Origin of the sequence: Aestuariirhabdus litorea (genome assembly GCF_003864255.1) — a bacterium.
Lineage (GTDB): Bacteria > Pseudomonadota > Gammaproteobacteria > Pseudomonadales > Aestuariirhabdaceae > Aestuariirhabdus > Aestuariirhabdus litorea.
Genome location: NZ_QWEZ01000001.1, coordinates 1,461,016 through 1,474,499 on the forward strand (window position 1 = coordinate 1,461,016; position 13,484 = coordinate 1,474,499).

Consider the following 13,484-nt stretch of genomic DNA (forward strand, 5'->3'; position numbering starts at 1 on the left):
TTTCTCTAGGGTAGCTGGCCGACGCGCCGGCTTCGCTCGACGTAGTGGGTCTTCAGGAAGCGGTCACAAAGCGCTTCGATGTCGTGTGTTGGCGACAGCACAAAATCGATAAAGGCCTGTGCAATGGGTGTCAGTTGCTTATTCTGGTGATGTACCAGGTGCCAGCTGCGGTAGAGTGGGAAGTCGGCCACGTCCAGCTCCACCAGGCAGGCGGTTGCCAGCTCAAGGGTTACGCTGTGTCGTGACACTGCCGAAATGCCCAGCTCAGCCATTACCGCCTGTTTAATGGTCTCACTACTTCCCAGCAACATGGAGGGCTGAACCTCCACTCCCTTCTCCGCCAGAAAGTCCTCAACCGCTTTACGGGTACCCGACCCCACCTCTCGATAGATCACATCGTGCTCCTCCAGGGTTTTGAGCGGAATCGCCTGCTGCCCGGCGAGAGGGTGGTCGGGGTGGGCGATAAATACGATGGGATTATCCACGAAGGGGTAGCGGTTGAGCGGAATCATATCCGGCACCAGCCCCATAATCACCATGTCATCCCGGTTCTCCTTGATACGCCGTATAATCTGCTCGCGGTTCACCACATCCAGTCGCAGTTTTACCTTGGGATAAAGCTTGTGGAACGCTCCCAGCAGGTGGGGGGTAAAGTACATGGCACTGGTCACTGCGGCCAGGCGGAACTCCCCCTCCAGCCCCCCCTTCATGGCGCTGAGCGTCATATCAATATTGTCGAAACGCGCAAACAGGTCCTCACAAAAGCGGTAAAGCTCCTCACCCGGTGAGGTCAATGAAACCTGCTTGCCCACCTTATCCAGCAGAGGCAAGCCGATATTGTCCTCCAGCTGTTTCAACTGGATGCTGACGGCCGGCTGCGTCATCCCCATTTCGTTACCCGCCGCCGTATAACTCATCAATGAAGCGACCTTGTGAAATACCCGCAGCTGGTGAAGTGTGGCTCGCACAATAATTAACCTTTGTTAATGTGTTATATAATTTATATTAATTTTTACTAATGATTAATTCAAGTTAGATTAGCGCTTGCAGAGTACCCATTCTGCGGGGAGATCCCCCACAACCTGACGAGATACATAAGAGGTACAGTCTATGAAGCACGACATCTATGACGCCCTGTTGGTCGGCTCAGGCACCATGAGCACCACACTCGCCACCCTGCTCAAGCAGCTCGATCCCGCTTTGCGCATCGCTATGGTTGAGGCGCTTGACGACGTAGCCCTCGAGAGTACCGCAGGATGGAACAACGCTGGTACCGGCCATGCCGCCTACTGCGAGCTGAACTATACCCCCCAGAATAACGACGGTAACGTCGAGATCAGCAAGGCCCTCGGTATCAACGCAGCCTTCGAGCTCTCACTGCAGTTCTGGAGCTACCTGGTAGAAAACGGCGACCTGCCGACCCCTTCCCAATTCATCAACCCGACCCCCCACTGCAGTTTTGTGTGGGGAGAGAAAAATGTCGCTTTCCTGCGCAAGCGCTACGAACTGATGAGTGCACACCACCTCTTCAAGGGCATGGAGTACAGCGAAGATCCACAGCAAATCGAACAGTGGATGCCTCTGGTCATGGAGGGGCGTGACACTGCCGAACCGGTGGCCGCAACACGCATGAAGATCGGTTCCGATGTCGATTTTGGCGCCCTGACCCGGGCGATGATCAACAACCTCAACCAGACAGAGGGGTTCGAGCTGATGCTGGGAACCCGCGTCACTCACCTGCAGCAGGAGCAAGATGGGCACTGGCAGGTGCGCGTCCGTAACAACGTGACTGGCGAAAATGAGCAGCTCACCACTCGCTTCATTTTCCTCGGAGCCGGTGGTGCTACCCTGCCTCTACTACAAAAGTCAGGCATCAAGGAGTCCAGGGGCTACGGCGGTTTCCCCGTGAGCGGACAGTGGCTGGTCTGCAAGGACCCCGCCGTCGTCGAAGCACATAGCACCAAGGTGTACGGAAAGGCAGCCCTGGGAGCGCCCCCCATGTCTGTCCCCCACCTGGACACCCGCTTGATTGACGGCAAGAAGGCACTGCTGTTCGGCCCCTTTGCCGGCTTTACCACCAAGTTCCTGAAGCAGGGTTCTATCTTCGATATGCCTGCTTCAGTAAGGTCAGACAACCTTCGCCCACTGCTGTCGGTCGGCGCCCATAACATGGACCTGACTCGCTACCTGATCAAGGAAGCCCTGCAGTCCCACCACTCCCGCATGGAATCTCTGCGCCAGTACCTGCCTAACGCCAAAGATGAGGACTGGGAGCTGGCCACTGCCGGACAGCGGGTTCAGGTCATTAAACGTGCTTCCGACGGCAATGGCTCGCTGGAGTTTGGCACCGAGATGGTCGCCTCCGAAGATGGCAGCCTGGCCGCCCTGCTGGGCGCCTCACCGGGCGCTTCCATTGCAGTTCAGGCAATGTTGAACGTGCTCACCCGCTGCTTCTCGAGCAGGATGCAGAGTGAAAGCTGGCAGCAGAAGTTGAGCCAGATGATTCCCTCTTATGGCGTTTCACTGACCGATAACCCGGAGCATCTTCAGCAGCTGCGCCCGCGCACCCTCAGAACCCTGGGCCTGCTGGAAGCCGGCACAGCAACGACCCAGCCCGCTGAGCACTCGGTGAGCGACATCGCCGAGCGTCTGCGAGGGGGCAGAAAATACGACTCCCTGGAGTCCATCAAGGCGAGTCTGGGCTCAGTGAGCAAGAACTCACGCCGGGCCTCCTGACCTCACCACTGGCTAGACCAACAAAAAAGCCGACTGTTTCCAGTCGGCTTTTTCGTTTACTGCAACCTGTTAACCGGCCTGCTGCGCCTTGGCCTCACGGCGGTAGGCGTGCAACAACGGTTCAGTGTAGCCGTTGGGCTGCTCGGTGCCCTTGAGCACCAGATCGCAGGCTGCGCGGAACGCCACCCCATCGAAGGCGGGGGCCATATTGCGATAACCGGTATCGCCGGCGTTCTGGCCATCCACCACCATCGCCATACGCTTCATGGTCTCCATCACCTGCTCCTCGGTGCAGACCCCATGATAGAGCCAGTTAGCAATGTGCTGGCTGGAGATACGCAGGGTAGCGCGATCCTCCATCAGCCCCACGTTGTTGATATCGGGAACTTTGGAGCAGCCAACACCACTGTCGATCCAGCGCACCACATAACCCAGAATACCCTGGGCGTTGTTATCCAGTTCCTGCTGGATCTGCTCGGCGGTCAAGCTGGAGGGGTCCTCCATCAACGGGATAGTCAGGATATCGTCCAGGCTCGCGCGGGGACGGCTGGCCAGCTCATTCTGGCGCGCCACCACATTTACTCGATGGTAATGAGTGCTGTGCAGCGTGGCTCCATTGGGTGAAGGTACCCAGGCGGTATTCGCACCCGACAGCGGGTGACCAATCTTCTGCTCCAGCATGGCCGCCATCTCGTCGGGCATCGCCCACATCCCCTTACCGATCTGGGCTTTGCCCTGCAGACCACAGGCCAGGCCATTGTCGACGTTCCAGTTCTCATAAGCGGTGATCCAGGGCTGGGATTTCATCGCCGCCTTGGGGATCATGGTTCCGGCCAGCATGCTGGTGTGAATCTCATCGCCGGTGCGATCAAGGAAGCCGGTATTGATAAAGACCACCCGCTCCCTGGCAACACGGATACACTCCTTAAGGTTCACGGTAGTGCGCCGCTCCTCATCCATAATGCCCACTTTGATGGTGTTACGAGCCAGGCCCAGGGCGTCTTCGATGCGACCGAAGAGCTCACAGGTAAAAGCGACCTCCTCGGGACCATGCATCTTGGGCTTAACAATATAGACCGAGCCGGTGCGGCTATTGCTGAGGCTGCCCTGCCCCTTGAGGTCGTGGATCGCCGCCAGCACGGTCACCATGCCGTCAAGAATCCCCTCGGGGATCTCATTACCCTCATTGTCGAGCACCGCATCGGTGGTCATCAGGTGGCCCACGTTACGAACAAACAGGAGGCTACGACCGTGCAGAACCAGCTCACCACCATCGGCGGCCGTGTAGCGGCGATCCTCATTGAGGCTGCGGGTCATCATATGGCCACCCTTTTCAAAGGTATCGGACAGTGTGCCCTTCATCAGCCCCAACCAGTTGCCGTATACCTCGGCTTTGTCTTCCGCATCAACGGCCGCTACCGAATCCTCGCAATCCATGATGGTGGTGATGGCCGCCTCAACCAGCAGGTCTTTAACACCAGCAGGGTCATCCTTGCCGACCGGGGTGCTGGCATCGATCTGAATTTCAATGTGCAGGCCGTTGTTCTTGAGCAGAATGGCTGTCGGAGCGGCAGCCTCCCCGCGGTAACCAACAAACTTCTCTGGCTGCTCTAACCGTGCAACGCCTCCATCGGCAAGACCGACAACCAAGGCTCCGTCTTCAACCCGATATACGGTAGAACCTTTGTGACTGGCACCGCTTGCCAGGGGGGCCGCCTGGTCAAGGTGGTCACGGGCAAAGGCTATTACCTTGGCGCCGCGCACGGGATTGTATCCACGCCCCTTCTCGGCTCCCCCCTCTTCGGAGATGGCATCGGTGCCGTAAAGCGCGTCGTAAAGGCTACCCCAGCGCGCATTGGCCGCGTTCAAGGCAAAGCGAGCATTTTTAACCGGCACCACCAACTGGGGGCCAGCCTGGGTTGCAATTTCGGAGTCAACGTTAGCGGTCTCGACCTGGAAATCACCCCCCTCCTCCAGAAGGTAACCAATGCGGATCAGGAAGGCCTTATAAGCCGCAGCATCGTGGGCTTGACCGGCGTGCTCCCGGTGCCACTGATCCAGCTGCGCCTGAAACTCGTCACGCTTGGCCAACAACGCCCGATTCCCAGGGGCCAGATCACTGACGATCGCTTCGAGCTCACTCCAGAACCTGTCCGCCTCGACGCCTGTACCGGGCAGGATCTCATCGTTGATCAGGTTATAAAGGATATCGGCGATCTGCAGTCCGCCTTTTTGGATTCGGTTGGTCATAATCTGAAAGCCTCTGTAATGTTGCCAAACGCAGCCATAGACTGCGGCGAGTCGCGAGATTGTAAGGAGCAGACATAAATTTCACTAATTTATAGACATTATTCTCGGTATTCACACTAAAAATAACGGAAAACATTCTGATAAATAGCCTGTCTCGACTCACTTTTACACCAAACGTGCATTCTGCCATCGTGCCAGTTCTGTGCCTACCCCGGAGTCCAACCAAGCAAGCGCTACGACGCCGTTAAACCCATCAGAAAAAACCCATTAATCAATTATTTATCAATAGCTTATGGATATTTCTCAGGCATATAAAAGGCTAAACCCAAAACCCGCTTGCTGCAGTACTGACCGGGCTACACCAGCCCTGGCAATCACTCAACCCGGAACAGGGTGAAAGTGTGGCTGATGTTAACGGCTAGACATTTACAGAGCCGAGTTCAAATATTCTTTTGTTGAATAACAGAAATAAGCGACATTTATTTCAATTATGGAATCCCTTTCCCTAATATTGCCGCCGTACCCACAACACACCAGCCAACGCTGGCTCGTTGAACACTGACCTTTAAGGATCGACCATGTCTCAATACGCTCAAGATATCGATACCGCAGCCACCCTGATCACCGCTCAGGGCAGCGCCTGGAACGCTATTAACCCCGAATACGTAGCCCGTATGCGTGCCCAGAACAAGTTCAAGACTGGCCTGGATATCGCCCGCTACACCGCCAACATCATGCGTGCCGACATGGCCGCCTACGATGCCGACAGCTCCAAGTACACCCAGTCACTGGGTTGCTGGCACGGTTTCATCGGTCAGCAGAAGCTGATCTCCATCAAGAAGCACTTCGGCACCACCGATCGTAAGTACCTCTACCTGTCTGGCTGGATGGTTGCGGCTCTGCGCTCTGACTTCGGCCCCCTGCCCGACCAGTCCATGCACGAGAAGACCTCGGTATCCGGCCTGATCGAAGAGCTCTACACCTTCCTGCGCCAGGCAGATGCCCGCGAACTGGGCGGTCTGTTCCGTGAGCTGGATGCTGCCCGCGAAGCTGGCGATGCGGCCAAAGAGAAAGAGGTCCAGGCCAAGATCGATGGTCACCAGACCCACATTGTTCCCATTATTGCTGACATCGACGCTGGTTTCGGTAACGCTGAAGCGACCTACCTGCTGGCCAAGCGCATGATCGAAGCCGGTGCCTGCTGCATCCAGCTGGAGAACCAGGTTTCCGACGAGAAGCAGTGTGGTCACCAGGATGGTAAGGTAACCGTCCCCCATGAGGACTTCCTCGCCAAGATCCGCGCAGTTCGCTACGCCTTCCTCGAGCTGGGTGTCGACAACGGTGTCATCGTGGCGCGTACCGACTCCCTCGGTGCTGGCCTGACCAAGCAGATCGCTGTAACCAAGGAGCCGGGCGACCTGGGCGACCAGTACAACGCTTTCCTGGACTGCGAGGAGATCACCCCCGCCGAGATGAAGAACGGCGACGTAGTACTGAACCGTGAAGGCAAGCTGCTGCGTCCCAAGCGCCTGCCCAGCAACCTGTTCCAGTTCCGTAAGGGCACCGGCGAAGATCGCTGCGTACTGGACTGCATCACCTCCCTGCAAAACGGTGCTGACCTGCTGTGGATCGAGACCGAGAAGCCACACGTGGGCCAGATCGGCGGCATGGTTAACCGCATCCGCGAAGTGATCCCCAATGCCAAGCTGGTGTACAACAATTCACCCTCTTTCAACTGGACACTGAACTTCCGCCAGCAGGTGTTCGATGCCATGGTTGAAGCCGGCAAGGATGTTTCTGCCTACGATCGCAACAACCTGATGAGCGTTGAGTACGACGAGACCGAACTGGCGATCGAAGCCGACAACCGCATCCGCACCTTCCAGGCTGACGCGGCCCGTGAAGCCGGTATTTTCCACCACCTGATCACCCTGCCCACCTACCACACCGCGGCCCTGTCTACCGACAACCTGGCCAAGGAATACTTCGGTGCAGCGGGCATGCTGGGCTACGTAGCCGGTGTTCAGCGCAAGGAGATCCGTCAGGGTATCGCTTGCGTCAAGCACCAGAACATGGCCGGCTCCGACATGGGCGACGATCATAAAGAGTACTTTGCCGGTGAAGCTGCCCTCAAAGCGGCCGGTAAAGACAACACCATGAACCAGTTCGGCTAAGTCGAACCTGGCGGGAGAGCAAACCCGGTTTGCTCTCCATGGTCACCCCAACCGCTTGGCGATTACAGGCCTACTCCGGCACCCCAGAATACGCCAATCGGGACCACTTCTTGCTCAGACCGCTTCGGCGGTCTTTTTTTTTTATGTACAGGACGTACGATATATCGCAGGGTCAGGGGCGAGCAGAAACGGCCGAATACAGGACGTTCAAGCCTGCTCTGTTGCGCTTCTCACTACTAACGTCCTTGTCAGTCAAGGCGCGAGCAGCATGCTTGGCGCTCGCACCCGTCATCACCCCAATTTGCTGTGCACCCCCCACCTTACTTCGGAGCCCGAACCTCCTTGGCAACATCGATAATCAGGCGCCGCAACCATTGGTGCCCCGGGTTGTGTTGCAATAGCGGGCTCCATGCCATTTTGAGCTCGATCGGAGGAATCTCGAAGGGGGGCGCTTTTACCACCAGCTCAGGGTTGTTTCGCTGCAGCGCCGCTGCCCGACTGGGCAGGGTGGCAATCAGGTCGCGCTGCTGGGCGAGCAGCATCGCCACCTGGTAGTGGCGGGTAAAGACCGCAATATTGCGCTTCTTGTCGAGCCGGGCCAACGCCTCGTCGACCCAACCCAGGCGCTGCACATCCTTGGGATTGACCCCCACCCCCACACCCATACCGGTTTTACTGACCCAGATATGCTGGGAACTTAGGTAGGCATCCAGGTCAAAGCGATCAACCAGCGGGTTATCCACGCTCATCAGGCAGGAGAAGCCATCCATCCACACCATGGTCTGGTGAAAGGATTGCGGCATCTGGTCGAAACGGTTGATCGCCATATCGACCCGCCCCTGCTCCACATCTAGAAAGCTGACATCACTGGGGGTCAGCATATCCAGCGTAATACCCGGAGCCTCCGTCCTCAGGCGCGTTAAGACCCGCGGAATCAGCGTCGCTTCGGCGTAATCGCTCGCCATAATCCGAAACACGCGCTGAGTGGTGAGTGCCTCAAAGTCTTTCTGGGGCTGGACCGCCTTGTCGATGGTGGCCAGGACATTGCGAACCACCGGCTGCAGCTCCAGCGCCCGCTCCGTGGCGGTCATACCCTCGCTGGTACGAATCAGCAAGGGGTCATCAAAGAGATCACGCAGACGCCTTAGCCCATTGCTCATGGCGGGCTGAGTGATACCGAGCTGGTTGGCGGCTCGCGTGACGTTGCGCTCACGGAGCAGCACATCGAGGTACACCAGCAGGTTCAGGTCGACGCGATTTATATTCATGATTTTAATACCGCCCAAAGAAAGCATAAACGGTAGAAATTATGACAAAAACTGCCACCCCAACTCAACTAGCAGGTATTAGTTTCTAGCTGGCGGCATTACGGATCAGTCGGTAGTAGATCTTGATAGCCTCCAGATAACCCTCAACGCTCACCCGCTCGTTGGTTCCATGAAACCCCTTGAGTTCTTCAGGCCCCAGAGTAACCCCCAAAAAGCGGAAGCTGGCGTCGGCAATGCGAGCAAAGTGTCGCGCATCGGTGGCTCCAATCACCAGCCTGGGGGCAATGACAAGCGCCGGATCGCCGACCACCTGCCGAATCGAGCGCTCCAACATTCGGTAGCCGAAGCTGTCAGTTGAGGCGACCGGCGACGGCTCTGACACAAACCCGTAGGGCTCAACCCCTATCCGCTCATCATCGACAAGGGCTTCAACCCGCGCCGTAACCGAGGCGACCGATTCCCCCGGGATGATACGGAAGTTCACTACCGCTCGCGCCTCCATCGGCAACACATTGTCTTTGACGCTACCCGCCAGCATGGTGGGGGCTACCGTCGTCCGCATACCGGCAATCAGGGCCGGATTATCCGGCAGCAGCTGTTCGATAAAGGGGCCAAACAGCCAGGCGTTGGCAAACACCATACGTTGGACAAAGGAGACCTCTTCCCCGAGATGTGCAATGAATGTTGCCGTATGTTCCATAGTGAGCGGAAAGGGGTTCGACTGAATACGGTCAACCGCCCTCGCCACCCGTCCCGCCGCAGTGACAGGGGGCGGCTGTGACGAGTGCCCACCGGCGTCCTCCGCGCTCAACTCAAGGCTCAGGTAGCCCTTTTCTGCAGGGCCGATCAGCGCTACCGGGCCACTGACCCCGGGCACAATTCCCCGCGTAATGGCCCCGCCCTCATCCAGCACAAACTCCAGCCTTACTCCCCGACTCTCGAGCAGGGAAGCGATCTGTAGCGCGCCCTGCTGCCCACCGACCTCCTCATCCTCGCCAAAGGCCAGATAGATGTCACGGGAGGGAAAAAAGTCCTCATGCAGCAAAACCTCCACAGCCTCCAGGATACCCAGCACCCCGGACTTATCATCCAGAGCTCCACGCCCCCAGATGTAGCCGTCGCTAACCACCCCGTCGTAGGGTGGGTGACGCCAGCGCTTCTCGGTGCCCGGAATCACAGGGACCACATCCATATGGGACATCAGTAGAATGGGTTTGAGGCCCGGCTGGCTACCGGGCCAGCGGATCAGGAGACTGTAGCCACCGACCGTCTCCACTTCGAGGCGCGAAAAGACAGTAGGATAGGCGCTTTTCAGGTACTCAACAAAAGGCCCAAAGGTGGCCGGGTTTTGCGGCTCTGGGTAAGGACGCGAAACGGTCCGGTAGGTCAGCGCCCGAGCCAGGCGCCCGGTGGCGGCTTCACCGTCGACCGTTACCGTGGACAGCCTCTCCGGCGGTTCGACAGATGACTCGGTAGTAAGCAGCGTACGCCCAACCAGCACCGACGCAAGCAAAACCATGCCCAGTGAAAACAGCAGGAAGATTTTTTTCATTATTATTGATCTCTTTGGGTCAGCCTGCCCATGCTAGCGGAGCCAAAGCACTAAAACCATACGTACCGGTGATTCTGTCTCACAAACGCCGGGCAATAAAAAGCCCGGCATAAAGCCGGGCTTAAAGTGGCGTCCCCTAGGGGGTTCGAACCCCTGTTACCGCCGTGAAAGGGCGGTGTCCTAGGCCACTAGACGAAGGGGACAAAACCTTCATACTACTAAAAATGGTGGAGCTAAGCGGGATCGAACCGCTGACCTCAACACTGCCAGTGTTGCGCTCTCCCAGCTGAGCTATAGCCCCAAATCTGGAGCGGGAAACGAGACTCGAACTCGCGACCCCAACCTTGGCAAGGTTGTGCTCTACCAACTGAGCTATTCCCGCAGGTGTATTTTTTACCAGCTACCGCTGGGCGGGAATCCCGCAAAAGAAAGTGGCGTCCCCTAGGGGGTTCGAACCCCTGTTACCGCCGTGAAAGGGCGGTGTCCTAGGCCACTAGACGAAGGGGACAATTCTTCCTTCGAAACTCCTTACGGAGCTGAAATCTGGAGCGGGAAACGAGACTCGAACTCGCGACCCCAACCTTGGCAAGGTTGTGCTCTACCAACTGAGCTATTCCCGCAAACGTAGTTTTTACCAGCTACCGCTGGGCGGGAAACGAGACTCGCATCTCCCACTCTGGCGACCCAACCTTGGCAAGGTTGTGCTCTACCAACTGAGCTATTCCCGCAAACGTAGTTTTTACCAGCTACCGCTGGGCGGGAATCCCGCAAATGAAAGTGGCGTCCCCTAGGGGGTTCGAACCCCTGTTACCGCCGTGAAAGGGCGGTGTCCTAGGCCACTAGACGAAGGGGACAAAACCTTCATGGCATTGCTGCCAAATATGGTGGAGCTAAGCGGGATCGAACCGCTGACCTCAACACTGCCAGTGTTGCGCTCTCCCAGCTGAGCTATAGCCCCGATATTCGGTCGTCAGGGGGCGAGTGACTGCCCTCGAACGTGGAGCGCATTTTACTGGCTTATGACACCCTGTCAACCCTGACAAAACAATTTTATAAAAGTAAAACAAGGTACTTAGGGGCGGCCGCTTAACCACCGCCCTGCACTGGCGTCCTGAACCTAGCATTCCAGAGCGCGGTACTCCTTTTCCCAGGCTTTGGCCTCTTTTTTAGAAGCGCTTCCCAGCAGGCTCAATGCGTGGCGAACGCGCGCCCGGCTCAGATCCGGCCCCAGCAACTGCATGGCATCAACCACCGAGAAAGTAGAGGTGGTGCCGGCAATGGAGAGAAAGATGGGCGCCATAAAGTCTCCCATCTTTACCTCCATCGCTTTGGCCAACGCCTTTAAGCCAGCGAAAATGGCGTCCTTTTCCCAATGCCGCAGATCGTCAAGGAACCAGGAGACAAACTGCAAAACCTTGCGCACCTGATTAGGCTCCAGGCGCAGCGCCTCGAACTGGGTTGCAGACAGGTCGGTCATGCCGGAGAACATGAAGCCTGCCAGTGGAGCAACCTGGGAAAAGCGCTCGACCCGACCCTTGATATGGGGAATCAGGGGGCGAATGTAGTCATCATTGAAGGCCCAGCGCTTGAGGTGCTCAACGAACTGCTCATCACTCAGCTCTTCACGGATCCACTGTCCATTGAGCCAATCCAGTTTTTCCGGGTCGAAGATCGGTCCCCCCAGAGAGACCCGCTTCATGTCGAAGTTGGCGATCATCTCCTCCAGGGAAAACTTCTCACGCTCATCCGGCATCGACCAGCCCATACGCGCAAGGTAGTTCAACAAGGCTTCCGGCAGGTAGCCCATACGCTGGTAGTAGAGGATACTGGTGGGGTTTTTACGTTTCGAGAGCTTGCTCTTGTCGGGGTTACGCAACAGCGGCATATGCCCCAGCACCGGCGCCTCCCAGCCAAAGTACTCATACAGCTTGATCAGCTTGGGGGCAGAGGGTAACCACTCCTCACCCCGGAAAACGTGGGTGATCCCCATCAGGTGATCGTCCACCACGTTGGCCAGGAAGTAAGTGGGCAGGCCATCCTGCTTCATCAGTACCTGCATATCGATCTGCTGCCAGGGAATCTCCACCTCACCGCGCAGGTAATCCTGGAAGCGGAAACTGCCCTCCTCCGGGATCTTCATACGGATCACATAGGGCTCCCCCGCCTCCAGGCGCCGAGTCACCTCCTCCGGGCTCAGGCGCAGTCCACGACCGTCGTACTGGGGTCGCTCGCCCCGAGCCTGCTGCTCCTGACGCATCTGATCCAGCTCCTCAGGAGTGGCAAAACAGTAGAAGGCGTGACCCTCATCGATCAGCTGCTGGGCGTAACGCTGGTAGATCTCGGCACGCTCGCTCTGCCGGTAGGGGCCTCGATCGCCGCCACAATCGGGGCCCTCGTCCCAATCGAGCCCCAACCAGCGCAAGGAATCCAAAATCATCCGCTCTGACTCGGGGGTGCTGCGTTGCTGGTCGGTATCCTCGATACGGAGGATAAACTCTCCACCATGCTGACGAGCAAAAGCTAAGTTGAACAGCGCGATGTACGCTGTACCAACGTGGGGGTCGCCCGTGGGCGAAGGCGCGATGCGAGTGCGAACGGTCATGATCCATCCAGTGAACGACTAAAAAGGAAGGGCAATTATACGGATTTTGGGCAAGGGGGCGAATGGGGATTTTTACCCGGCCACTGATACCCCGACAAGCCCTGAGTCCAGGCGCTCAGAGCGCGTTTTTCAGTAGGCTCAGCAGCGACAACACACCAATGGTTACCGCAAAGGCGCGTTGTAACCCCTGCCCATTGAGGTGAGCAGCCGTTCGGCTGCCCAGCCACATCCCCATAGCCCCACCGGCCGCCAGCCAGGTCAACAACAATCCGTTCAGCTGCGGTGCGCGGAGCAGGTAACTCATAAACCCGGTCAGGCTCAACCCCAGGATCACCAGCAGGGAGGTCCCCACAGCGACCGGCATCGCCATACGGGTCAGGAACACCAGCATCGGCACGATGAAAAAGCCGCCGCCTACGCCGAAAATGCCCGCCAGCATGCCCGCAACCCCGCCGGCAATCACCAGCGGAGGCCACTCCCACCCGTTGCTATCCCCTGCACCGCCATTAGGGGGCAGGTTCGCGCGCGGGTGTCTCACCTCGCTGCCCTGGTCGGGCGCCTGCCGCCACATCCTGAGGGCAATCACCAGCGCCAGCACCAGAAACAGAAGCGACAGCCAGAGCTCGGGGATCACCAAGGCCAGCTGCTGGCCGACCACAACCGTGATTGATCCGCTGAGGGTCAGTAGCAACGCCGGGCGCAGGGCCAGTACCCCACTGCCTGCGCGTAGCAACACCCCAACCGCGGCACTGGAGGCCACCACCCCCAGCGCAATGCCTGTGGCATCCTGCATCGCAAGCCCGGCGCCCAGTACCAGCATCGGGACCGCAAACACAGACCCGCCGGCTCCGGTCAACCCGAGAACGGCACCGATGAGCACCCCCGTCAGCAGCCACATTGCT

8 protein-coding genes and 8 tRNA genes are annotated in these 13,484 nt (G+C 57.9%); 2 read left to right on the forward strand and 14 right to left on the reverse strand.

The features are described from left to right. Nucleotides 1-5 precede the first annotated feature (5 nt). Nucleotides 6-968, reverse strand: coding sequence for a LysR family transcriptional regulator (locus D0544_RS06810; protein WP_125015234.1), 963 nt, complete (start codon nt 966-968; stop codon nt 6-8). A 142-nt stretch (nt 969-1,110) separates the two neighbouring features. Here D0544_RS06810 and mqo point away from each other — a divergent pair, with 142 nt between their 5' ends. Then, nucleotides 1,111-2,736: a malate dehydrogenase (quinone) gene (mqo, locus tag D0544_RS06815; RefSeq protein WP_125015235.1), complete on the forward strand. Its 1,626-nt coding sequence runs from the start codon at nt 1,111-1,113 to the stop codon at nt 2,734-2,736. Between the two features lie 69 nt (nt 2,737-2,805). On the opposite strand, the gene D0544_RS06820 is transcribed toward mqo, so the two are convergent. Next, the gene (locus D0544_RS06820) at nt 2,806-4,986 is read right to left on the reverse strand and encodes a malate synthase G (RefSeq protein WP_125015236.1); all 2,181 of its coding nucleotides are present in this window, start codon (nt 4,984-4,986) and stop codon (nt 2,806-2,808) included. A gap of 578 nt (nt 4,987-5,564) precedes the next feature. Between D0544_RS06820 and D0544_RS06825 the strand changes: the two genes are divergently transcribed. After that, a complete protein-coding gene (locus D0544_RS06825; RefSeq protein WP_125015237.1) occupies nt 5,565-7,160 on the forward strand; it encodes an isocitrate lyase in 1,596 nt (531 codons plus the stop codon). A 320-nt stretch (nt 7,161-7,480) separates the two neighbouring features. On the opposite strand, the gene D0544_RS06830 is transcribed toward D0544_RS06825, so the two are convergent. The 12 genes from D0544_RS06830 to D0544_RS06885 form a co-directional block, all read right to left on the reverse strand. Then, on the reverse strand, nt 7,481-8,428 hold the full coding sequence (locus D0544_RS06830; protein ID WP_125015238.1) for a LysR family transcriptional regulator: 948 nt from the start codon (nt 8,426-8,428) through the stop codon (nt 7,481-7,483). A gap of 85 nt (nt 8,429-8,513) precedes the next feature. Next, nucleotides 8,514-9,980, reverse strand: a complete 1,467-nt coding sequence (locus D0544_RS06835) for a M20 family peptidase (RefSeq protein ID WP_125015239.1) — start codon at nt 9,978-9,980, stop codon at nt 8,514-8,516. Between the two features lie 127 nt (nt 9,981-10,107). Continuing rightward, nucleotides 10,108-10,183: transfer RNA gene (locus D0544_RS06840), tRNA-Glu, on the reverse strand. A 22-nt stretch (nt 10,184-10,205) separates the two neighbouring features. Further along, nucleotides 10,206-10,281: transfer RNA gene (locus D0544_RS06845), tRNA-Ala, on the reverse strand. A gap of 5 nt (nt 10,282-10,286) precedes the next feature. Further along, nucleotides 10,287-10,362: transfer RNA gene (locus D0544_RS06850), tRNA-Gly, on the reverse strand. Nucleotides 10,363-10,412: 50 nt separating this feature from the next. Next, a tRNA-Glu gene (locus D0544_RS06855) sits at nt 10,413-10,488 on the reverse strand. 36 nt (nt 10,489-10,524) lie between these two features. Beyond that, nucleotides 10,525-10,600, reverse strand: a tRNA-Gly gene (locus tag D0544_RS06860). Between the two features lie 27 nt (nt 10,601-10,627). Continuing rightward, nucleotides 10,628-10,708, reverse strand: a tRNA-Gly gene (locus D0544_RS06865). Between the two features lie 50 nt (nt 10,709-10,758). After that, nucleotides 10,759-10,834, reverse strand: a tRNA-Glu gene (locus D0544_RS06870). 28 nt (nt 10,835-10,862) lie between these two features. After that, nucleotides 10,863-10,938: transfer RNA gene (locus tag D0544_RS06875), tRNA-Ala, on the reverse strand. Nucleotides 10,939-11,097: 159 nt separating this feature from the next. After that, a complete protein-coding gene (gene gltX, locus D0544_RS06880) occupies nt 11,098-12,582 on the reverse strand; it encodes a glutamate--tRNA ligase (protein WP_207905782.1) in 1,485 nt (494 codons plus the stop codon). A gap of 115 nt (nt 12,583-12,697) precedes the next feature. Further along, nucleotides 12,698-13,480: a sulfite exporter TauE/SafE family protein gene (locus tag D0544_RS06885; RefSeq protein ID WP_125015241.1), complete on the reverse strand. Its 783-nt coding sequence runs from the start codon at nt 13,478-13,480 to the stop codon at nt 12,698-12,700. Between the last annotated feature and the right edge of the window lie 4 nt (nt 13,481-13,484).

What these genes read in the sequence shown, in the direction of transcription:
- mqo (WP_125015235.1), top strand. Translation starts at nt 1,111, where the DNA reads ATGAAGCACGACATCTATGACGCCCTGTTGGTCGGCTCAGGCACCATG.
- D0544_RS06820 (WP_125015236.1), bottom strand. Translation starts at nt 4,986, where the DNA reads ATGACCAACCGAATCCAAAAAGGCGGACTGCAGATCGCCGATATCCTT.
- D0544_RS06825 (WP_125015237.1), top strand. Translation starts at nt 5,565, where the DNA reads ATGTCTCAATACGCTCAAGATATCGATACCGCAGCCACCCTGATCACC.
- D0544_RS06830 (WP_125015238.1), bottom strand. Translation starts at nt 8,428, where the DNA reads ATGAATATAAATCGCGTCGACCTGAACCTGCTGGTGTACCTCGATGTG.
- D0544_RS06835 (WP_125015239.1), bottom strand. Translation starts at nt 9,980, where the DNA reads ATGAAAAAAATCTTCCTGCTGTTTTCACTGGGCATGGTTTTGCTTGCG.
- gltX (WP_207905782.1), bottom strand. Translation starts at nt 12,582, where the DNA reads ATGACCGTTCGCACTCGCATCGCGCCTTCGCCCACGGGCGACCCCCAC.
- D0544_RS06885 (WP_125015241.1), bottom strand. Translation starts at nt 13,480, where the DNA reads ATGTGGCTGCTGACGGGGGTGCTCATCGGTGCCGTTCTCGGGTTGACC.